This is a genomic window from Yoonia sp. (assembly GCF_014859355.1).
GTDB lineage: Bacteria > Pseudomonadota > Alphaproteobacteria > Rhodobacterales > Rhodobacteraceae > Yoonia.
The window spans coordinates 22,338-43,794 of the sequence record NZ_JACUUJ010000014.1 but is presented as its reverse complement, the minus strand read 5'-3'; the positions used below and the strand labels follow the sequence as shown (position 1 = coordinate 43,794).

The window sequence follows — 21,457 nt, the reverse complement described above, 5'->3', positions numbered from 1 at the left end:
GCTGGCCCTGTCAAGCGATGGGGCGCGCCTCGATCACGACAAAGGCCTGTGCCCATGGGTGATCATCGGTCAGGGTAACGTGAATGATGGCCGCGTGGCCCGGTGGTGTCATGGCGTCCAGCCGGTCGCGGGCCCAGCCGGTGACAGCCATGACAGGTTGACCCGTGTGCAGATTTGACACCGCCATATCCTTCCATGCGACCCCCATGCGCAGGCCGGTGCCAAGCGCCTTGGAACAAGCCTCTTTCGCTGCCCAGCGTTTGGCATAGGTGCCCGCAACATCGCGGCGACCTTCGGATTTCGCCTGTTCGACAGGGGTGAATACACGGTCACGGAAACGGTCGCCGAAACGCTCCAGCGTGCCTGCAATCCGGTCGATATTGGCAATGTCGGTCCCGATACCAAGGATCATGATACCCATCGCCAGCCGCTGCAATGCCCCATCACACGGCCTCCGTTTCAAGGTCGATCACACGCAGCCCTTTGACCCCGTCCGAACACAGCCCCACCAGACGCGCGCCAAGCGCCTGATGATCGGGGTTCACCAGATAGGCCTGCGCCGTGGCAATATCTGCAAACTTGCAAACGAAACCATAACCATATCCGGGTGACATCGATTCAAAATCACGGTTCGGACCGGCGGAAAAGTCGGTGAAACCGGGCAGTTGACCTTGCAAGTTGCGCAGGCCGTCCATCACAGCCTTCAGTTCTTGCGGGTCATGATCCGGCCGCAGATCACAAAGAACAATGTGCTGGATCATGCGGCCCCCTTCGGCAGATAGATGTGGGCGACCCTGTCTTCATCCAGCCCACCGTGCCAGTCAAACGCCCCGTCGCAGGCCGCGTGAAAATCAGCGATGGTCAGCCTGGGAAACCGAAAGAACGCGCTATCGGTATTGGCCTGCTGCGCGGCAAAAATCACACGGTCAATGCGCGCCCAGCGCATGGTGGACAAGCACATTTCACAGGGTTGGCAGGATGCAATCAGCGTCGCGCCAGACAAATCACGATTGCCCAGAAAGGCAGTGGCTTTTGCCATCGCCACAACTTCTGCATGACGGCTGACATCGCCGGTGTCATCCACTTCGTTGCGGGCGGTGGCGATGATGTCACCATCTTTTACGATAGCGGCAGTAAAGACGATATCCTGCCCCTGCGCGTGCAACTGGCAGGCATGGTCGGTGACGGCCCGCATCGCTGCACGCTCTTTCGCCAAGGGGGTCAGCGCGCCCTGCATCATGCGCGAGCGGCATCCATCAAGCGGCGCATTTCGGCGATTGCCGGGCCCAAACCCCGAAAAATCGCCTCGCCTATCAGAAAGTGCCCGATGTTAAGTTCCATCACCTGCGGCAGGGCGGCGACAGGGCCAACACTGTCATAGGTCAGCCCGTGCCCCACATGCACCTCCAGCCCCAAGGTGGTCGCATAGGCAGCCGTGTCGGTGATCCGGGCCAGTTCGCTATCGCGCACGTCCCAGCGTTCTTGGGCCCATGCATCGGCATAGGCGCCCGCATGCAGTTCAATGACCGGCGCGCCAATCCGCGCAGCGGCGGCAACCTGCTGCTGATCGGCGGCGATGAACAGCGACACCCGGCATCCTGCATCGGCCAAGGGCCTGATGTAAGACGCCAATTGGCTTTCGTGTCCGGCGACGTCAAGCCCGCCTTCGGTCGTGCGTTCTTCGCGTTTTTCAGGAACAATGCAGACAGCATGAGGTTGGTGCCGCAGGGCGATGCTTTGCATTTCCGCAGTCGCTGCCATTTCGAAATTCAGCGGCGCCTTCAACTGCGCCATCAGACCGTCGATATCTGCATCAACAATATGGCGCCGGTCTTCGCGCAGATGCGCAGTGATACCGTCTGCACCCGCCTGTTCGGCCAGCAACGCCGCGCGCACCGGGTCTGGCACCGCACCGCCGCGTGCATTTCGCACGGTCGCCACATGATCAATATTCACGCCAAGGCGCAGCTTCCCATACGTCATTGGCCCTCTCCTTTTCTGCATAGAAATCTAGCGCGGTCATGTTCAATCGTCATCTGTCAGCCCGTTCTTTTTTCCCAACTGCTCCAGTTTGGCGCGCAACAGCTTGCGCCGCCGGTTCTGGTAGGCCGCAATCACCGGAACCGACAAATAATAGGCTATTGCACCCATGATCAGCCCCGGCAGGATACCGCCGATCATATAGGGAAAGAACACCTCATCATAAAAAACGTGCAACCTGTGCCAATCTGCCTTTTCGGGGGTGAATAAGGACGTGAAATTCTGCCACAGATCCCGGCCAGCCCCGGCAAAAGTTTTCCCAAGCGACTGATGCAGTTCTGCATCCGGGCGCATACCCAGCAGAAAATACCCCGTTCCCAGTGACGTGGCCGCAATCGGAACATAGGTCAACGGGTTGCCAAAAAATGTCGCCAAAAGCGACGCAATGATGTTGCCGCGCATCGTCCGAGCCAGAAACGCCGCGATAAAAAAATGAAACCCGTAGAAAGGGGTGAAGGTGGTAAAAACCCCCGCCGCGATCCCGCGCGATATCTTTTCAGGCGTGTCCGGTAAACGCCGCACCCGATGCTTGACGTATTCAAAGGCCCGCGCCCAGCCGCCGCGCGGATAGACGATACTGGCGGCGATTCGCCAGAAAGGCCTCTTATCCCTGCGTTTGAACACTCAACGTCCCCTTTTCCGACGTCAGTCGCGCGCTGGCACAGCCAGCCCGGGGTCGCGATGCCGCGTGATGGATGACACGTTGCTTTCTGCATCAAGTGCTGTCTGGACGCGGTGCAGATGTTCGGCATCGCGCAAATCCACATCAATCAGCAGCCTGAAATAATCGGGTTTGCGATCAATGAACTTGAGATCGGAAATATTTGCATCCTGTTCACCGATCAGCGTGCAAATACGGCCCAGCACACCGGCGTCATTGGCAATTGTCACATCAAATGTGACCGTATTGACCGCGCCATGCGTGCCCTCTTGCCAGTGCAAATCGATCCAACGCTCAGGCTGGTCTTCGTAATCGGCAAGGGCCTGACAGTCGATGGCATGCACCATCACCCCCTGCCCGCGCGTGCTGATCCCTACAATCCGTTCGCCCGGCACCGGCTGGCAACAGACCCCACGTTTCTTGACCTGATCAGGGCTCAGCCCGACAACAGCGCGGCGTTGATCAACTTCATCACCTTGCTTCGCCTTCAGCGCGGGATAGATCGCCAAAACAACATCACGACCCGTAATTTCCGCGCTGCCAAGTTGCGCCAGCAATTCCTCTACGCCGTCGATGGCCAGCGCCTTGGCCGCCGTCAACAGCGCCTTGTCGGTTGCTTTCTTGCCAAAGTTTTCAAACGCTACCCGCGCCAGTTCCCGGCCCAACCGCACAAACCTTTCGCGGTCTTCTTCGCGCAGGGCGCGGCGGATTGCTGTCTTGGCTCGCCCGGTCACGGCGATGTCAATCCACGTCACCTGCGGGGTCTGGCCCTCAGCCGTGATAATTTCAACAGACTGGCCATTTTTCAGCCGGGTCCACAACGGCACCCGCAGCCCATCAACCTTGGCCCCCACACAGGCCGCCCCGATCCGTGTGTGGATCGCATAGGCAAAATCAATCGGCGTCGCCCCGCGAGGCAGTTTGATAACGTCACCTTTGGGCGTGAAACAGAACACCTGATCCTGATACATTTCCAACTTGACAGCTTCGAGGAATTCTTCGTGGTCCTGATCATCCTCAAACCGTTCAGTCAACGAAGAAATCCACTGCACAGGGTCCACGGCAAAGCGGTTTTCGACCCGTTCACCATTACGATAGGACCAATGCGCGGCAACCCCGGTTTCTGCGACTTCGTGCATTTCGCGGGTGCGGATCTGCACCTCCACCCGCTTGCCATCGCGGCCTGACACGGTGGTGTGGATCGACCGATAGCCGTTGGTCTTGGGCTGGCTGATATAATCCTTGAACCGCCCCGGCACAGCCCGCCACCGCTGGTGGATGGCCCCCAGAACCCGGTAGCAATCGGCCTCGGTCGCGGTGATCACGCGAAAGCCGTAAATGTCGGACAGACGGCTAAAGCCCTGATCCTTTTCCTGCATCTTGCGCCAGATGGAATAGGGTTTTTTGGCACGCCCCATTACCTCGGCCTGAATGTTGGCCTTTTCCAGTTCTACCCGCATGTCAGTGGTAATTTTCTGCACCACATCACCAGCTTCGCGTTGCAGTGTGATGAACCGGCGGATGATAGAATTGCGGCCTTCGGGATTCAGCACCTTGAAGGACAGATCCTCAAGCTCTTCGCGCATCCACTGCATGCCCATCCGACCGGCCAGAGGAGCAAAAATATCCATCGTTTCGCGGGCTTTTTGGGCCTGCTTGTCGGGGCGCATGGATTTGATGGTGCGCATATTGTGCAGCCGGTCAGCAAGTTTGACCAAAGTGACCCGCAGGTCGCGGCTGGTTGCCATGAACAGCTTGCGAAAGTTTTCTGCCTGCTTGGTCTGCGTCGAGTTCAACTGCAAATTCGTCAGCTTGGTCACACCATCGACCAGTTCGGCGATTTCATGGCCAAAGCGTTTTTCGACCACCGCGTAAGACGCTTTTGTATCCTCGATCGTGTCGTGCAGCAGCGCTGTGATCAGCGTGGCATCATCCATCTGCTGTTCAGCCAAAATACGGGTCACAGCGACTGGATGCGAAAAATACGGTTCGCCTGAATGCCGATACTGCCCGTCGTGCATTTCAGCACCAAACGCATAGGCATCACGCAAAAGCGCCTCGTTTGAACGAGGGTTATAGGTGCGGACCAGTGCGATCAGGTCTTCAACAGTCGTCATCTGGTCCCGTGCCCATTTCCTTTAGGCCGGTTTGCCAGCCCTAGCGTTGCCCTTGTGCATCCATCAGGGCGCGCAACAGCTTCTCTTCTGACATATCGTCGTCAACCGGCTTGTCAGCATCCGCCCCCATAAGCAAAGACATGCTGTCTTCTTCGGGTTCGTCAACCTCGATCTGTGTTTGATTGGCCTCGATCATCCGTTCGCGCAGGTCATCAGCCAGTTGGGTTTCGTCGGCGATTTCGCGCAGCGCAACGACCGGGTTCTTGTCATTGTCGCGCACAACCGTAATGGGCGCACCTGCTGCAATTTCGCGGGCGCGGTGGGCCGCCAGCATCACAAGTTCAAACCGGTTCGGAACTTTGTCGACGCAATCTTCTACGGTTACGCGGGCCATGGGGCACTCCAGCATTCAAGGGTCGTTCAGAAGTTGCCTCTCTAGAACTTTGAGGACCTGCTGACAAGGGTCGGAATGTCGATTTCCCGCGTTGGACATCCATTTTTCATGGATTTTCCCCAAAAATCGCATCCGTTTTCAGGGCTTTTCCAAAGCTTCGCGAATCATATCAGCGCAATAACCTCCGCCCGTTCCGCGTCTGGCCGCTGCGCCAACATCTGCTGCACCGTCAAACCAAGCACCGGATGTATCCAGCCAGAGGCCACATCTGCCAGCGGAACAAGAACAAAACTGCGGTCCTGCAATCGTGGATGGGGCAGGATCAGACGGTCTGGCGCTTTGACCTGCTGCGCCGCCGATGGCAAGTTTCGCCATTGATTATAAACATGAATATCCGGGCAAATCAGATCATCCACCGCAATCAAATCCAGATCAAGCGTGCGCTGACCCCACCTTTTTGTGCGCACGCGCCCCGCCAGCGTTTCGATCTGGTGCAAATGACCCAACGTCGCCTCTGGCGAAAGGGTCGTCCTTATCGCCATTGCTGCGTTCACAAAATCCGGCCCCGCCCCTGCGGGAAAGGCCGGCGTTCTGTATAAGCTGCTGATTTGGCAAGATTCATCAGACATTTCGCCGATTAATGCGATCGCCCTTTCAACCGTCTCCTGCGGATTTCCAAAGACCGAATCTGCATTGCTGCCCAAGCAAATCAGCGCGAAATGGCTTACATTGTCCATTTAGATCCCTTGCTTCTGCCATAAAAAATGCTAGTCGTCTGCGCTGTTGTATACAAAACGCCACTCACACCGTCTGCAACCTGCATGACACCATTCGAAAGGACTAATCATGTTTTATCGGGACGAGCGACTTGCGCTCTTCATCGATGGATCAAATCTTTACGCTGCGGCAAGGTCCCTAGGGTTTGATATCGACTATAAATTGTTGCGCCAGGAGTTTATGCGACGCGGCAAAATGTTACGTGCTTTCTATTATACCGCATTGCTCGAAAATGATGAATATTCGCCGATTCGCCCTTTGGTAGACTGGTTGCATTACAACGGCTACACGATGGTGACAAAACCGGCAAAAGAATACACCGACAGCATGGGCCGTCGCAAGGTCAAGGGAAACATGGATATCGAACTCGCTGTCGATGCCATGGAATTGGCGGCGCATGTCGATCACATCGTGCTGTTTTCAGGCGACGGTGATTTCCGGCCGCTGATAGAAGCTTTGCAAAGAAAAGGTGTGCGGGTGTCGGTCGTGTCTACAATTCGCAGCCATCCTCCGATGATCGCGGACGAACTGCGCCGCCAGGCCGATAACTTTATCGAACTTGACGAACTGCGCGATGTGGTGGGACGCCCGGCACGGGATCCGCGCAGCACCCAGTTTCAGGACAACGAAGCAGCCGTCGACGAAACACGCTGATCACACCAGTCCACATCGGGGATCACACCAGTCCACATCGGGCGGCGTGCTGTCCGATGTGGATTCCCGCCAGGCACTGCAAGACGGCGGCTTTTCATGATGTGCAGCTTGCAGGGCTGGACCTCGTGCCGCCAAGGCCTTAACTCTGTGCCAAAGCCGGAGATACTGCATGACAAAACCGCCGCTTACGCTTTATCTGGCTGCCCCCCGCGGATTTTGCGCGGGTGTTGATCGCGCAATAAAAATTGTCGAAATGGCACTGCAGAAATGGGGGGCGCCGGTCTATGTGCGCCATGAAATCGTGCACAACAAATTCGTTGTCGACAATTTGCGTGACCAAGGGGCCATTTTCGTCGAAGAACTGGATGAATGCCCACCGGATCGCCCGGTGATTTTTTCCGCCCACGGCGTGCCGAAATCCGTGCCCGCCACAGCACAGGCGCGTGAAATGATCTATGTCGATGCCACCTGCCCGCTGGTCAGCAAGGTCCATATCGAGGCCCAGCGCCACGCCGACAACGGCTTGCAGATGATCATGATCGGCCACGCAGGCCACCCTGAAACGGTTGGCACCATGGGCCAGCTGCCACCGGGCGAAGTGCTGTTGGTCGAAACGCCCGATGATGTGGCCAAGGTGCAGGTGCGTGACCCGCAAAAGCTGGCCTTTGTCACCCAGACGACGCTATCGGTTGATGACACCGCCGATATCGTGGCCGCCTTGCAGGCACGGTTCCCCACCATCGTCGGCCCCCATAAAGAAGACATTTGTTACGCCACCACCAACCGGCAAGAGGCGGTCAAGGCCATGGCCCCTAAATGCGATGCGATGCTGGTTGTCGGCGCGCCCAATTCCAGCAATTCGCGGCGTCTGGTCGAGGTGGGCGCACGCGCTGGCTGCCAATACGCCCAGTTGGTTCAGCGGGCGGCGGACATTGACTGGCGCGCATTGCAAGGGATCACATCCATGGGGATTACGGCTGGGGCCAGCGCCCCCGAGGTGCTGATCAACGAGGTTATCGACGCCTTCCGTGACCGGTTCGAGGTGAGCGTCGAACTGGTGGAAACCGCCAAGGAAAACGTCGAATTCAAAGTGCCGCGCGTGCTGCGCGAACCGGCCTGACATCATGAGCAGCATCCCCCGATCCGCGCTGGTTCTTGGTCTTGCCGGGCTAATCCCCTTTATCTGGGGTGCGCTGACCATATTGCGCCCGGAACTGGGGCAATGGGGCCAGATGAACCTGGGCGGGCGGTTTATCGGGCCTTATGTCCAGTTGTTTTATGGTGCGGTGATCCTGTCCTTCATGTCCGGCGTCCTGTGGGGGTTTGCGACCAAAGCAACCGGGCAAACTGCAACTGCGGGGTATATCCTGTCCGTGATCCCGGCGCTTTGGGCATTTTTCATGACGGGCGGCGGGCCGACTACGGCGGCGATGAATCTGATCGTGGGGTTTCTGGCGCTGCTATTGCTTGACTGGCATTTCTGGCGTCTGGAACTGGCCCCGCCATGGTGGATGCACCTGCGGGTGCTGCTGACCGGCACTGTCGTGCTGACCTATTTGCCGATCGTGCTGTGATGGCAGAGATTTTCGCCTATACCGACGGGGCCTGTTCGGGCAATCCCGGTCCCGGTGGCTGGGGCGCACTACTGGTCGCGCGCGAAGGTAGCACCGTGGTAAAAGAACGCGCACTGTCGGGCGGTGAATCCCAGACCACAAACAACCGGATGGAACTGATGGCGGCGATCAGCACGCTTGAAACGCTCAAACCCGGCACAAAAATCACCATCGTAACCGATAGCGCCTATGTCAAAGACGGCATAACCAAGTGGATTCACGGCTGGAAACGGAACGGCTGGACCAAAAAAGGCGGGCTAAAAAACGTTGATCTGTGGCAGCGCCTGGATGCCGCAGTGGCCAGCCATGACGTGACATGGGAATGGGTCAAGGGCCACGCAGGCCACCCCGAAAACGAACGCGCCGATGAACTGGCGCGCGCGGGCATGGCCCCGTTCAAGCCATGACTTTGCTTGTTATTCTTGATTATGCAGCTGTTTTGTCTTTGCGCTGACTGGCGGCGCTGGTCGCCAGTCGGGCGCAGTTGGATGTGGTCGGATTTATCTTTGTGCCAGCCTGACGGCGCTGGCCGGGGCGTCTGCCGCGCTGGTGGCGCTTGCCTTTGGGCTGGCCACCCCGTTCGCGCTGCTGATTTGTGCCGGCGTCACGATTGCCTTGCGGGCCGGCTGTTTGACCTTTGGTTGGAAAGTGGGGGTTTACAAGGGCCCCCCCCGCCAGTGACCTAGACCTTCAGAACAATCTTGCCGATATGTGCGCTGCTTTCCATGCGGGCATGGGCGGCGGCGGCGTCTGTCAGGGCGAATTCGCGGTCCATCACCGGCGCAATGCGGCCTGCGGCCAGCAACGGCCAGACATGGGCGCGCAACTGTTCGGCAATCCGTGCCTTGGCCAGATCAGACTGCGGGCGCAGCGTTGACCCCGTGATCGTCAGCCGCCGGGTCATCAGTTGCACAAGGTTCAGTTCAACCTTTGGCCCCTGCAAAAAGGCGATCTGCACCAACCTGCCATCATCGGCAAGCGATTTGATGTTCCGCTGAATATACGGCCCGCCCACCATATCAAGGATCAGGTCCGCGCCACCCTGTGCCTGCATCACCTCGACAAAATCATTGTTGCGATAATTAATTGCCTGTTCGGCCCCCAAGGCGACACAAGCGGCGCATTTTGCATCCGACCCCGCCGTGGTGAACACCCGTGCGCCAAACACATGCGCCAGCTGTATCGCCGTGGTGCCAATACCGGAAGTGCCGCCATGCACCAAAAACCGCTCGCCCCCTTGCAAGCCGCCGCGCATGAACACATTGGACCAGACGGTAAAGAATGTTTCAGGCAGACAAGCCGCCTGTTTCAGGGTCATGCCATGCGGCACCGGCAGGCAATGCGCCGCAGGCGTCGCCACATATTCCGCATAGCCACCACCGGGCAGCAGAGCACAAACCTGATCGCCGGCCTTGGGCGTGGTGACGCCCGCGCCAACGGCCACAACTTCGCCCGAACATTCCAGACCGGGCAGATCGCTCGCGCCTTTGGGCGGATCATAAAGCCCGGCGCGCTGCAAGGCATCGGGCCGGTTCACCCCCGCATAGGCCAGTTTGATCACCACCTGACCATAGGCAGGTTGCGGCATGGGGCGTTCGGCTGGCACCAAAACTTCTGGACCGCCGGGTTTGCTGATCGTTATCACGTGCATCACTGCGGGTCTTTCCATATGCCGGGCAAATCAAGGGGGGGTATTTTGGCAGGTGCCCTGACCCCCGACAATAGCCGCCCCAGCGGGCCGGTCACAGGTTTGAATAACGGGTTATCGCGCACCTGCGCCTTGACCTTTTCGAACTGCATCACGTTATCAATCCGCCGGTCGATAAAGGCATCGGTCGCCTGCCCGTCCAGACTGTCATCGCCTAGCCAATACAACACGACCGATGCATAAACCCCCGACAGCGTCAGGCGCTTGGTATACCAGTTCACATCCTGCGATGTGTCGCCCAGCGCAGTCCAGATCGCATCTGCCGTGCCCCAGATCAGCTTGCTACCATCGGCGGCCATATGCGGCAGGGCGAACAGGGCCGTGCCACGGCGCACCGCCTCTTTGTCATCAATCGCACGAATCCGCAGGCGAAGCGCATGGGCCACCTTATCGCGAAAACGCATTTCAGACAGATCCGCGCCCTTGATCGCATCCAGCATCGCGCGGTCGCCGCGTTCATGATAGGCGACAGCCAAATCAACGGCCCCGCGCGGACACAGCGTGCGGGCATGGGCGGGGTTGATCCCCACCGTGGTCACAGCCGCCTGAAAGGCCATTGGCGACCAACCGTCAAACGCGACATGCGGCAGGATCGCATCCAGAAGCCTGTCCTTGGCGGGATCAATGGGGGTCTGCATCACGGGCGTTTCTCCTTCTTGCCGGGCACTGGACAAACTAGCCCGCTTTTGCTATCTGCACAGTTCCTGCGATTTTTGCAAATTTAACTTAGAGAGGTGGTGAAAACCACATGCAGGTTAGTGTTCGTGATAACAACGTCGATCAGGCGTTGCGTGCTCTGAAGAAAAAACTTCAGCGTGAGGGCGTTTTTCGTGAAATGAAGCTCAAGCAGCATTTCGAAAAGCCTTCCGTGCGTAAAGCGCGCGAAAAAGCCGAAGCAATCCGCCGTCAGCGCAAGCTGGCACGGAAAAAGCTGCAGCGCGAAGGTTTGCTTTAAACAGCAACCCAATCGACGCGACGATCAAGAATACCCCCGGCTGACAGTTCAGGCGGGGGTTATTTTTTTATGATGTCGCCAAAAGGATTGTCCGTTTGTCGGAAAAACAGGGGCGTGCGGTTTTCGTTTTACGACAGGGCCCATCTGGAAACAGGGCTTCCAGTTCTGCCTGCGTTTCAACCGCAGCGGTTTCATCCAATCCGGGCAGGAAACTTTCCGTCACAACACCTTCGGCGAAAACAATTTCGTGCTGGTCGAACATCACGTGAAAATACGCCAGATCATCACAGCTGTGGTCCACGGTCACCGTCTTGTCGTTCACCATCTTGATGGCAGGCACAAGAATTTCGGGTTCACCAAACATCAGCTCTGCCTGCCAGCCCGTGACCAGCATCCGGTGTTGCGGCGACACGCGCAGGTCACGGCGGGGCTGGCCGGGGCCAAACGCATCTTGCCGGATCAACACCGGCCTGAATTTCGGCTTTTGCGCAAGCACCGGGCGCGGTAGGCGGACAACCCCGATCCAGCGTATTTGTTGCGGGCCATGGTCCAGTGTATCAACCCAATCGTCCACAGCCAGATCTTCAACCGGACGGTCGCCATCCGGTGTCCGCAAAACCGTGCCGGCCGTGAAACAGGGGGGCGCGGCAAAGTTAATATAAGGTTCTGACGGGAATTCGAAATTTTGTATCACCGTCAGCGGCACACCAATTGGGGGGAAACCACCGGTTGGCCCAACAAAAGCGAAACCTTCAATAGTGGCGAAATTTGGCAAACCGGACCCTGTTTCGCGGATGTTGAAAGCAACAAGCCTGTATTCCACACCGTCAGGATCGGTGACGGTCAGCGCGTATTCGGCCTCAACAATCATCTGATCGCTATACGTGACACCATCAATCGTTTGTGTGCCGTTCAACCGTTGAGATGCGTCGTTATCAGTAAAGTTTGCTTCATCTCTGGCGGGCGCATCATTGATGCTCACAGTTTCCCAGTTGTTATTGTTCAGGGTGATCGTTTTCCCCAAAAGGTGTTCGCCGGTCCCTTGGGTGATCCCGGAAAGCTGGGCGCCGTCAGACACGGTGATATTTGATGCCCCAAGAATAAAAAGTGTTTCAATGGCCAAAGCGGACTCTCCTTCAAAAACCACGCAACAAAAATCAGGTAGCGCGAAATTGCGCGCCGAATAGTATTTCTGCATTATTCGTTAAGAGAAGGATTAATTTTATGCAACGACGGTTTCTGCGCCGTTGCATTTTTCTGACGATCCGCCGGTCAGTGTTGTTCCGGCACCAAAATTTCGCGTTTGCCGACATGGTTTGCGGAACTGACCACGCCTTCATCTTCCATCTGTTCGACCAGGCGTGCGGCCTTGTTATAGCCAATCGCAAGTTTGCGCTGGATATAGCTGGTCGAACATTTGCGATCCTTGATCACAATCGCCACGGCGGTGTCATAAAGTGCGTTTTCAAGATCCGACCCGTCGCTTAACCCCAGCACCAGATCAATGCTGCTTTCAGCATCATCGGAAGGGCCTTCAACCACGCCGGACATATAATCTGGCGGGCCAAAGCCCTTCAGGTGGTTGACGATTTCCTCGACCTCTTCGTCACTCACGAAAGGCCCATGCACACGCATGATCTTGGACCCGCCCGCCATGTAAAGCATGTCACCCATACCCAAAAGCTGTTCGGCCCCCATTTCACCCAAAATGGTGCGACTGTCGATTTTCGATGTGACCTGAAACGAAATCCGGGTGGGAAAGTTTGCCTTGATCGTGCCGGTGATCACATCGACAGACGGGCGCTGTGTTGCCATGATCAGGTGAATACCCGACGCCCGCGCCATCTGCGCAAGGCGCTGGATGCACGCTTCGATTTCCTTGCCCGCAACCATCATCAGGTCGGCCATTTCATCAACGATCACGACGATATAGGGCAGCATTTCGGGCTGGAATTCTTCGGTTTCAAAGATCGGGTCGCCGGTTTCGTCGTCAAAGCCCGTTTGCACCGTGCGACTGAACATCTCGCCCTTGGTCAGCGCATCTTTTACGCGCCCGTTAAAGCCGTCAATGTTGCGCACGCCCATCTTGGACATCTTGCGGTAACGTTCTTCCATCTCGCCCACGACCCATTTCAGGGCGACAACGGCCTTTTTCGGGTCAGTCACGACGGGCGACAGCAGGTGCGGAATGCCGTCGTAAACAGACAGTTCCAGCATCTTGGGGTCGATCATGATCATCCGGCATTCTTCCGGTGTCAGCTTGTAAAGCAGCGACAGGATCATCGTGTTGATCGCCACGGATTTCCCAGAACCCGTTGTCCCGGCAATCAGCAGGTGGGGCATTTTGGCAAGGTTGGCGATAATCGGTTCACCGCCGATATCCTTGCCCAGCGCCAAGGGCAGTTTCTGGTTGCTATCACCAAAATCACGGTGCGACAGGATTTCGCGCAGCACCACCTTTTCGCGGTTCTCGTTCGGCAGTTCGATCCCGATTACGCTGCGCCCCGGCACGGTGGACACACGCGCCGACAGCGCCGACATGGACCGCGCGATATCATCGGCAAGGCCAATCACGCGGCTGGCTTTCAGGCCGGGGGCTGGTTCTAGTTCATACATGGTGACAACAGGGCCGGGGCGCACACTGACGATTTCACCTTTGACGCCGTAATCATCCAGCACGCTTTCCAGCATCCGGGCATTTTGCTCCAACGCCTCATCACTCAGATGATGGCGCTGGATTTCAACCGGGCTGGTCAGCAAGCTAAGCGGCGGGTGTTCGTAATCGGCATATTTCTCATCAAAAGCCAAAGCTGGCTGCGCTTCTGCCTGCGCTTGCCGCGATGGTTGTGTGGCGCGTTTGGGGGGATGTTGCACAACGCCGCGCAGTTCTGGCACCATGACAGGTGGTTCGGCCCGCAGAGGCGCTAGCGTATCATCTTCAATCACCGCGTCCAGACCTTCAGCCACTGCAGCTGTCGGCGCAACAACAAAAGGCTTGGGGCCGCGCCCCGCTGTCAGCGATGGTTCGATGCGCATCCCTTCGGGGGCGGGCGGCATCTTGCGGTTCTTGATGGCGTCCGCAATGCGTGCGCTGACGCGGTCAGGATCACCCGGTTGCCTGTCATAATCAGGTGGCGTCTGCGTCACCAGTTCCGGCTCGGGCATCGGCGCCCCCCGCCGCAGTAATCCAGCCAGCAAGCCGGCGCTGCGCTGTTCCGGTGCGCGCAGCGGTGCAATCACAGGTCGCGCGACCACATCGGGCGCAGGTGGCATCCGGCGTAAGGCACCTTCGGGTGCGGCATTTGACCGAACGACAGCGGCAGCGCGCGCTTTGAAATCAACCTGCGGTTTTTGGGTGGCGCGCACCGCAAGGCCCTGTTCCCGCCGCGCCTGCACCGTTGCAGACAAACCCTGCGCCGCCCGCGCGGACAGTTCCGCACCACGCCCCAATCCCCGCAGCGCCAAGGCATAAAGCATGACTGTTCCCAGCAGCACAAAGCGCACAAAGGCCCGCAATTCAGGGCGGGTAAATCCCACAACCACAGCCATCAGCACCAGCACGGCCAATCCCGACACCAGTGACGACAGCTTGACCCCTAAAATCGCGCCCCACGGCATGACCGTCAGGATCACACCCAATACCGTATCGCCAAACAAACCGCCCAAACCGAAATTAGCAGGCCATGTCGCCCCCGGCGTCAGCGTTGCGGCATAAACCGCCGCGACCGCAACCGCGATAGGGGCGAAGATGATCCGCCTGATCGCCCGTTCCGCGCCATTATGGGTCACAAACCGCACGCCCCACCCGATCAGGGTCACCGGCAATACCCAAATACCTAGCCCCACAATCATCATCAAAGGCGCCGCCAGGGTGGCACCAAAGTGCCCCAGCCAGTTTTGCACCGGTGCATCAGTGGCGGAAATCCAACTTGGATCATCCGGAGAGTAACTGCCCAGCATTGCAGCCGACAGCAAACCAAGCCCGACCAGTGCCAGCCCAAACAATTCCTTGCCGCGCTTTTCGATCGCGGCCTGCGTGGCACTGTCCAAAAGAGGGTCGCGCCGTCGGGATTGATATGATGCCATCTTGTTTTTCCTCAACGATACAAACAATCGCGGATCAGGGTCAGTCCGCGCTGCACTTCTTGCGTCGGGGCCACCATGGCGACCCGGATATAACCTTTGCCGGGGTTTTCACCCGCCACATCGCGGCTCAGATATGCGCCGGGCAGAACACGCACGCCGGTTTGCTGCCACAGCTTGACCGCCGCCTGTTCGCCATCACCCACCGGCAACCACAGGAAAAACCCCGCCTGCGGCGAACGGTAACCGGACACGCCGCCCAGAATGTCATCGGCCACCCGATATTTCTGGTGATAAAGCGCGCGGTTTTCGACGACATGCGCCTCGTCACCCCAGACAGCCGAAGCAACCATCTGCAAGGGTTCGGGCAGCGGCGCGCCGGCATAGGCGCGCAATTGGCGGATCTGGGCGATGGATTGCGGCCCACCCGCACAAAACCCGGACCGCAACCCCGGCAAGTTCGACCGCTTTGACAAAGAATGAAAAATCACGACCCGTTCAGGATGCGCGCCCATCTGCCGTGCGATCTGCAAGGCACCGGGCGGGGGGGTGTCGCGATAGATTTCAGAATAACATTCATCGGCGAAAATGATGAAATCATGCTTTTCGGCCAGCTTGATCAGCGCGCGCCAGTATTCCGCATCTGCAACCGCACCCTGCGGGTTGGCAGGCGAACAGATATAGGCAATCGCCGTGCGGTCCAGCACATCATCCGGCAGGGCATGAAAATCGGGCAGATGCCCGGTGGCAGCGGTCGCAGGCACATAGACAGGTTCAGCCCCGACCGACAGGGCCGCAACCGCATAGACCTGATAGAACGGGTTCGGCGTCAAAATCACCGGACGCTTGCCGCGCTTGGTTTCAGGACACAGCGCCATAGCCGCGTTATACAGCCCCTCGCGCGTGCCGTTCAGCGCACAGATCTGCGCGTGCGGCACGTCCAGCCCGTAACGGCGGTTCAAAAACCCGCTAATCGCGCCCAGAAGATCAGGCAAGCCATTGTTATCAGGATATTTTGCAAAACCTTGCAAATTGGCTGCCAGAATTTCGCCCACGACAGCAGGAAACGCATGGCGGGGTTCGCCAATGGTCATGTTGATCACGTCCGTCGCTTGCGAAGGCACGTCAAGTAACGCACGCAATCGCGGCCACGTCGCAACCGGGAGGTTCGAAAACCGCTCGGGAAAATCCATAACTGCCTCAATTCACGGGATCATTCACGCCCCGCTTTTGTTCAAACTAACGCGGCGGGGGGGGGCCTGTCCAGAACAAGGCGCGCAAGGGGCAAAATTTGTGGCTTTTAGGCCAGCGCCCGTTCAGCCGCGGCGCACAGCCGCAACAACGCCGCTTCGCCCCCGTTGCGCCCGTTGAACATGATCCCGCAGGATGGCGCGCCCGTGGGCAGCGTGATGGATGCCACATCCAGCAGGTTCGCCACCCGCGTGTTCCGCAGGGCCAGCAGATTTTCGGATTTGTAATAGGCGTCATCATCCAGCAAGCGTTGTGCGTTGGGCGGCATGATCGGGGCGGTGGGCATGATCACGGCGTCGAATTGTGCCGTTTCCGCTGCATATTGCCGCCGGATATCGCGCAGCAGGTTCCAGCCCGCCACGTAATCCGGCCCGCTGACGGTTTTGCCACCCCGCACCCGTTCAAGGATTTGCGGAAACATCTTTTCGGGGTGCGCCTCGACCAGATCGCGCCACCAGCCATAGCTGTCGGCGGCATAAAGGTTGCCCGCGACGTTGAACGCATCGAAAAGTTGGGAAAAATAGCGGTGTTCGATCACGGCGCCCGCGCCTTTCAGCCGCTTCACCGCGCTGGCAAAAGCATCGCGGGGCACATCACGCACATCGTCCGGCACGATGGTATCAAGAACCATCAGGCGCATGCCTTGCAGCGTATTGCCCGCCAGATCGGCCGCTTTGCCGCCTTCCAGTGCGGCCAGCAACAGGGTCGCATCCTCGATGGTGCGGCACAGCGGGCCAACACTGTCAAAGGTCAGGCACAGCGGCACAACCCCGTCCAGGGACAACCGCCCGTGGGTTGTTTTCAGCCCCACCAAATCATTCCACGCACTGGGAATACGCACCGACCCGCCTGTATCGGTCCCGATACCCGCTGCCGCCAGCCCGAACGCGACAGATGCCGCCGCCCCCGACGATGACCCCCCCGCCACCGCATCCGCATCATGCACGCAAGGCGCCGTTGCAGTGATCGGGTTAAGCCCCAACCCGGAAAAGGCGATTTCCGACATATGCGTCTTGCCCAAGCAAACCAGCCCGGCGGCCGTCGCCGCTTGCAGCACGGCCGCGTCACAGTCAGGCACGCGGCCTGCCATCAGGGCGGTGCCTGCCTCTGTCCCGATGCCTGCGGTGTCGAACAGGTCTTTCCATGAAATCGGCACACCATCCAGCGGGCCGCGCCGCATCCCGGATCTGGCCCGTTCGGCCGCCGCAGCAGCCTCGGCCCGCGCGCGGTCATGCGTCACGCGGGCGAAAATGCGGTCGCGATGTTCATGTGCGTCGATGGCGGCCAGAAACATATCGGTCAGCGCCCCGGGGTCAATCGTGCCCGCGCCAATCCCGCGGCCCAGATCCGCCGCTGTCATCCATCGCCAGTCTTGCATCGCATTCTCCTGTGTTGCGGCGACGGTAGCGGCCAAGCGGCGCATGGACAATCCCGCAATGACGCGCATATTACGGCGTATGAATACGGATATCATCATCGTGGGTGGCGGCCTGAACGGCCCGGCCCTTGCACTGGCGGCGTCACAGGCGGGTTTTGCCGTCACCATCATCGACAGCCTGCCGGTTGACCGGCGCAAACGGCATGATTTCGACGGGCGGTCCTATGCGCTGGCGCTGGCGTCAATGCGGCTGTTGCGGGGAATCGGCGTTTGGGATGCCGTTGCGGAACACGCCCAGCCGATGCTGGAAATCAAGGTCTCGGATGGCCGTGCCGGTGAAGGGCCAAGCCCGTGGATGATGCATTTCGACCACGCCGAAATCGAAGAAGGCCCGATGGGGTTCATGGTCGAAGACCGGCACCTGCGCCGCGCCTTTCTGGTTGCGATGGCCGCCGATGCGCGGATCACGCATCTGGCGGGTGAAACCGTGGTGGAACAGGCCGCATCGGCGGGGCATGTGACCGTCACGCTGGCGTCAGGCAAAACCGTCAGCGGCGCGTTGCTGGTCGGATCTGATGGCCGGTCCAGTGGCACGGCCCGCCGCGCGGGGATCAAACGGACCGGTTGGGGATACGGGCAAACCGCCGTTGTTTGCGCCGTCGCCCATGAAAAGCCGCATAACGGCATCGCGCATCAGTTCTTTATGCCCGGCGGGCCGCTGGCCATTCTGCCGCTGACCGGCAACCGCAGCTCGATCGTCTGGAGCGAGGAAGAAAACCGCGCCAAGGCCCTGATGGCGCTGGACGATGACGCCTTTCTTGACGCCCTGCGCCCCGCTTTTGGCAGCTTTCTGGGGCAAATTTCGCTGGCGGGGGCGCGCTTTGCCTATCCGCTGGGGCTGACGCTGGCCAACAGCCTGATCGCGGACCGCATCGCGCTGGTGGGGGATGCTGCCCACGGTGTGCATCCGATCGCAGGGCAAGGGCTGAACGCGGGCCTGCGCGATGTGGCAGCACTGGCCGATGTGCTGACCGAGGCCCGCAGCCGCGGCGAAGACATCGGCGCGCCGCTGGTGCTGCAACGCTATCAGCAATGGCGACGGTTCGACACGGCCACGCTGGCGCTTGCGACGGACACGTTCAACCGCCTGTTTTCCAACGACAACCCCCTGCTGCGCGTTGCACGCGATATCGGCATGGGGCTGGTCAACGCCGCGCCCGGCCTGCGACGCGGTTTCATCCGCGAGGCGGCAGGGCTAACGGGGGATTTGCCGCGATTGATGCGCGGCTAGCTTGTCATCCACATATCCATAAATTCATTTTTTAGAATATCAGTTGTGAAACAAGGATATTTTTGTCAGGCTGCCTATACTTTATGTCTCAGGGAGGATGACAATGAATTTCAATCCAATGCGCTTGGTCACACGCCTTGCCATGGTGACTGCGGCGCTGGTCGTGGGGGCACAAATGGCGCTGGCCCAAACGACCCACAAGGTTGCCATTCACGTGGATGAAGAAAGCATCCAGACAATGAACATGGCACTGAACAACGCCCAGAACATCGCCGCCTATTACGAAGAGCAAGGCGAGCAGGTGATCATCGAGATCGTCACATACGGCCCCGGCCTGCACATGCTACGCGCTGATACCTCGCCCGTGGCGCAACGTATTTCAGCCATGGCGCTGGAAATGGAAAACATCAGCTTTGCCGCTTGCCAGAACACGATCGATGCAATGAAGAGAAATTCCCAGAAAGATGTGCCGCTTCTGAGTGAGGCGACTGTGGTCCCATCCGGTGCCGTGCGGCTGATAGAGTTACAGGAACAGGGCTATGCCTATCTGCGACCATAAAGGATAATGTTCGCAAACGAAAAGCCCGGCTGAACATGGCCGGGCTTTTAACAAAAATTCGCTAAACCACGATGTCGCGATCAACAGCCACAGCGATATTCTTACGCGTTTTGGCGCGTTTCTGGCGGCGTCTATTCCAGCGTCCGCGCCTCATCCACCAGCATCACCGGAATCCCGTCGCGGATCGGAAAGGCCAGGTTGGCGGGTTTTGATACCAGCTCCTGCTTTTCCGCGTCATACTGCAACGTCGCATGGGTCAACGGGCAAATCAGTGCTTCTAGCATCTTGGGATCGAAAGTTGGGTCATTCATTGCATGATCTCGTCACCTGATCCGCCGCGCAAGGCGTATTCGATCAGGGTTTGCAAGGTTTCGCGGCGCGTTTCAAGTGATGGTGCCTCTAACAAGGCCTGTTTGTCTTCGGGGGGAAAGGGGCACAGCATCGACAAAGAATTGATCAGCAATTCGTCTTCCGCCTCGCCCAGACTGTCCCAGTCGGTCGACAAGCCCTGCGCATTCAGGAACCGATCCAGAACCTTCATGAATTTTTCGCGGTTAAAGGCGGGGTCTTTTTCGGTGACGCCCAGATCGCGTTCGAACCCCTGCCACGTCACCTTGCAGCGCCGATAGGGGGTGAACCCTTCCACCTCTTCCACGATACGGAACCGCGACGCCCCCGACAGGGTGATCATATAGCGCCCGTCTTCAGTTTCGGAAAAGGCGGTAACCTTGCCCGCACAGCCAATGCTGTGCAGTTTGCCCGATGCCCCCGGCGCATCATAGGGCTGAACCATCCCGATCAGCCTGTTGGACGTTTTCAACACATCATCCAGCATCGCCAGATAGCGCGGCTCGAACAAATGCAGTGGCAAGCGCGAACGCGGCAAAAGCAGCGCGCCGGGCAGTGGAAACACCGGAATGATGTCTGGCAGATCAGTTGATGATATCATGTATTTTGATCTAGACCGAAGCGGTCGTCAGGCAAATATCATTGACGAAAGTTTGCGCCGCCCGTTCATCACAATCGGATCCTTGGCATCGCGGGCATCAAAAATTGTGAAAAGCTGCGCCTTGGCCGCGCCGTCATTCCATTCACGATCACGGCGGAACAGGTCCAGCAATTCATCTACGGCCTCTTGCACCTTGCCGTTGGCATAAAGCGCCTTGGCCAGATCAAAACGCGCCTGATGGTTGTCGGGTTCGGCGTCCACCGTGGCCTGCAATTCCGCCACCGGGCCGGCATTCGCGGCTTCGCGCGCAAGGGTGATCTGGGCGTGAACCGCCTCTAACAGCGGATCGCTGGAAATTTCAACCGGCGCACCGTTCAGGATCGCCTCTGCCTCGTCCACCTCGTTCAGCGCCAGATAGGACCGGACCAACCCGGCATAGGCCGCGGCATTTGCGGGGTCTTCCTGCAGGATCGCGGCGAATGTTTCGGCGGCATCGGCGGCGGCACCTTCATCCAGCATCTGGTTTGCGGCCTCAATCGCGGCGGTCAGCCCGTCGTCTTCGGGTTCACCGGCAAGGGCCGCGATTTTCTGCACAAATTCGTCCACTTGTGAAGGCGGTAACGCGCCCTGAAACCCGTCCACCGGCTGACCTTGGTGAAAGGCATAGACCGTCGGGATCGACTGCACCCGCAACTGACCTGCGTAAACCTGATTGGCGTCAACGTCGATCTTGACCAGCTTGACCCGGCCCTTGGCCTTTTGCACCGCGGCCTCGAGCGCGGGGCCAAGCGTTTTGCACGGGCCGCACCATGTCGCCCAGAAATCCACGATGACCGGAACGGTTTGCGACCCTTCGATCACGTCCGCGCCAAAGCTGGCATCGGTGCCGTCCTTGATCAGGTCGCTGTCGGCTTGGGGTGTCGCGTTAAGTTCCAGCATCGTCTGTCTCCTTCATAGCGTGTTCGCCCCTATATGTGCATAAGCAGGTCCAAGGCCAAGGGGCAAAGCCGCTTTCGATGGGTGCAAA

24 protein-coding genes are annotated in these 21,457 nt (G+C 58.7%); 7 read left to right on the top strand and 17 right to left on the bottom strand.

What is annotated here, in order from left to right; translation table 11 throughout:
• Nucleotides 1-10: 10 nt before the first annotated feature.
• The 8 genes from acpS to folK form a co-directional block, all read right to left on the bottom strand.
• Entirely contained in the window at nt 11-412 is a 402-nt protein-coding gene (acpS, locus tag IBX59_RS07115) for a holo-ACP synthase (RefSeq protein WP_296373940.1), read from the bottom strand.
• Nucleotides 413-443: 31 nt separating this feature from the next.
• Nucleotides 444-761: a Dabb family protein gene (locus IBX59_RS07110; protein ID WP_296373891.1), complete on the bottom strand. Its 318-nt coding sequence runs from the start codon at nt 759-761 to the stop codon at nt 444-446.
• Nucleotides 758-1,240 (bottom strand): nucleoside deaminase, encoded by a 483-nt coding sequence (locus tag IBX59_RS07105; protein ID WP_296373888.1) that lies wholly within the window; start codon nt 1,238-1,240, stop codon nt 758-760. Before IBX59_RS07105 ends, IBX59_RS07110 begins: the two co-directional genes overlap by 4 nt.
• Complete coding sequence (locus IBX59_RS07100; protein ID WP_296373886.1) at nt 1,237-1,983, bottom strand: pyridoxine 5'-phosphate synthase; 747 nt, start codon at nt 1,981-1,983, stop codon at nt 1,237-1,239. Before IBX59_RS07100 ends, IBX59_RS07105 begins: the two co-directional genes overlap by 4 nt.
• Before the next feature lie 42 nt (nt 1,984-2,025).
• On the bottom strand, nt 2,026-2,664 hold the full coding sequence (locus tag IBX59_RS07095; RefSeq protein ID WP_296373883.1) for a DUF2062 domain-containing protein: 639 nt from the start codon (nt 2,662-2,664) through the stop codon (nt 2,026-2,028).
• Nucleotides 2,665-2,685: 21 nt separating this feature from the next.
• Entirely contained in the window at nt 2,686-4,818 is a 2,133-nt protein-coding gene (locus tag IBX59_RS07090) for a bifunctional (p)ppGpp synthetase/guanosine-3',5'-bis(diphosphate) 3'-pyrophosphohydrolase (protein ID WP_296373882.1), read from the bottom strand.
• 40 nt (nt 4,819-4,858) lie between these two features.
• Nucleotides 4,859-5,212, bottom strand: a complete 354-nt coding sequence (rpoZ, locus tag IBX59_RS07085) for a DNA-directed RNA polymerase subunit omega (RefSeq protein WP_296373881.1) — start codon at nt 5,210-5,212, stop codon at nt 4,859-4,861.
• A gap of 164 nt (nt 5,213-5,376) precedes the next feature.
• On the bottom strand, nt 5,377-5,949 hold the full coding sequence (gene folK / locus IBX59_RS07080; RefSeq protein ID WP_296373879.1) for a 2-amino-4-hydroxy-6-hydroxymethyldihydropteridine diphosphokinase: 573 nt from the start codon (nt 5,947-5,949) through the stop codon (nt 5,377-5,379).
• Between the two features lie 109 nt (nt 5,950-6,058).
• Here folK and IBX59_RS07075 point away from each other — a divergent pair, with 109 nt between their 5' ends.
• From IBX59_RS07075 to rnhA, 4 genes are all read left to right on the top strand, one after another.
• Nucleotides 6,059-6,643: an NYN domain-containing protein gene (locus tag IBX59_RS07075; protein WP_296373877.1), complete on the top strand. Its 585-nt coding sequence runs from the start codon at nt 6,059-6,061 to the stop codon at nt 6,641-6,643.
• A gap of 169 nt (nt 6,644-6,812) precedes the next feature.
• Nucleotides 6,813-7,763: a 4-hydroxy-3-methylbut-2-enyl diphosphate reductase gene (gene ispH, locus IBX59_RS07070; RefSeq protein ID WP_296373875.1), complete on the top strand. Its 951-nt coding sequence runs from the start codon at nt 6,813-6,815 to the stop codon at nt 7,761-7,763.
• A 4-nt stretch (nt 7,764-7,767) separates the two neighbouring features.
• Nucleotides 7,768-8,217, top strand: a complete 450-nt coding sequence (locus IBX59_RS07065) for a DUF3429 domain-containing protein (protein ID WP_296373873.1) — start codon at nt 7,768-7,770, stop codon at nt 8,215-8,217.
• On the top strand, nt 8,217-8,663 hold the full coding sequence (gene rnhA, locus IBX59_RS07060) for a ribonuclease HI (protein ID WP_296373870.1): 447 nt from the start codon (nt 8,217-8,219) through the stop codon (nt 8,661-8,663). The genes IBX59_RS07065 and rnhA overlap by 1 nt, the downstream gene beginning before the upstream one ends.
• Before the next feature lie 275 nt (nt 8,664-8,938).
• Here the strand turns inward: rnhA and IBX59_RS07055 are convergent, their stop codons facing one another.
• Together IBX59_RS07055 and IBX59_RS07050 are read right to left on the bottom strand one after the other, a co-directional pair.
• Complete coding sequence (locus IBX59_RS07055; RefSeq protein WP_296373868.1) at nt 8,939-9,907, bottom strand: NAD(P)H-quinone oxidoreductase; 969 nt, start codon at nt 9,905-9,907, stop codon at nt 8,939-8,941.
• Nucleotides 9,907-10,602 (bottom strand): COQ9 family protein, encoded by a 696-nt coding sequence (locus tag IBX59_RS07050; RefSeq protein ID WP_296373938.1) that lies wholly within the window; start codon nt 10,600-10,602, stop codon nt 9,907-9,909. Before IBX59_RS07050 ends, IBX59_RS07055 begins: the two co-directional genes overlap by 1 nt.
• Before the next feature lie 110 nt (nt 10,603-10,712).
• Here IBX59_RS07050 and rpsU point away from each other — a divergent pair, with 110 nt between their 5' ends.
• On the top strand, nt 10,713-10,919 hold the full coding sequence (rpsU, locus tag IBX59_RS07045) for a 30S ribosomal protein S21 (RefSeq protein WP_008231221.1): 207 nt from the start codon (nt 10,713-10,715) through the stop codon (nt 10,917-10,919).
• Nucleotides 10,920-10,986: 67 nt separating this feature from the next.
• Here rpsU and IBX59_RS07040 read toward each other — a convergent pair whose 3' ends face one another.
• The 4 genes from IBX59_RS07040 to IBX59_RS07025 form a co-directional block, all read right to left on the bottom strand.
• A complete protein-coding gene (locus IBX59_RS07040; RefSeq protein ID WP_296373860.1) occupies nt 10,987-12,042 on the bottom strand; it encodes a Hint domain-containing protein in 1,056 nt (351 codons plus the stop codon).
• 149 nt (nt 12,043-12,191) lie between these two features.
• Nucleotides 12,192-15,005 (bottom strand): DNA translocase FtsK, encoded by a 2,814-nt coding sequence (locus IBX59_RS07035; protein ID WP_296373857.1) that lies wholly within the window; start codon nt 15,003-15,005, stop codon nt 12,192-12,194.
• Between the two features lie 11 nt (nt 15,006-15,016).
• Nucleotides 15,017-16,195, bottom strand: a complete 1,179-nt coding sequence (locus IBX59_RS07030; protein WP_296373855.1) for an aminotransferase class I/II-fold pyridoxal phosphate-dependent enzyme — start codon at nt 16,193-16,195, stop codon at nt 15,017-15,019.
• 107 nt (nt 16,196-16,302) lie between these two features.
• On the bottom strand, nt 16,303-17,631 hold the full coding sequence (locus IBX59_RS07025; RefSeq protein ID WP_296373854.1) for an amidase: 1,329 nt from the start codon (nt 17,629-17,631) through the stop codon (nt 16,303-16,305).
• 43 nt (nt 17,632-17,674) lie between these two features.
• On the opposite strand from IBX59_RS07025, the gene IBX59_RS07020 reads away from it, so the two are divergent.
• Complete coding sequence (locus tag IBX59_RS07020; protein WP_296373853.1) at nt 17,675-18,922, top strand: UbiH/UbiF/VisC/COQ6 family ubiquinone biosynthesis hydroxylase; 1,248 nt, start codon at nt 17,675-17,677, stop codon at nt 18,920-18,922.
• 103 nt (nt 18,923-19,025) lie between these two features.
• Nucleotides 19,026-19,481, top strand: a complete 456-nt coding sequence (locus tag IBX59_RS07015) for a DsrE family protein (protein ID WP_367119366.1) — start codon at nt 19,026-19,028, stop codon at nt 19,479-19,481.
• A gap of 131 nt (nt 19,482-19,612) precedes the next feature.
• On the opposite strand, the gene IBX59_RS07010 is transcribed toward IBX59_RS07015, so the two are convergent.
• From IBX59_RS07010 to IBX59_RS07000, 3 genes are read right to left on the bottom strand one after another with little or no spacing between them, the layout of a single operon-like run.
• Nucleotides 19,613-19,792, bottom strand: a complete 180-nt coding sequence (locus IBX59_RS07010) for a Trm112 family protein (protein WP_296373850.1) — start codon at nt 19,790-19,792, stop codon at nt 19,613-19,615.
• Nucleotides 19,789-20,430, bottom strand: coding sequence for an LON peptidase substrate-binding domain-containing protein (locus IBX59_RS07005; protein WP_296373848.1), 642 nt, complete (start codon nt 20,428-20,430; stop codon nt 19,789-19,791). The genes IBX59_RS07010 and IBX59_RS07005 overlap by 4 nt, the downstream gene beginning before the upstream one ends.
• A 27-nt stretch (nt 20,431-20,457) precedes the next feature.
• Entirely contained in the window at nt 20,458-21,369 is a 912-nt protein-coding gene (locus tag IBX59_RS07000; RefSeq protein ID WP_296373846.1) for a co-chaperone YbbN, read from the bottom strand.
• Nucleotides 21,370-21,457 lie beyond the last annotated feature (88 nt).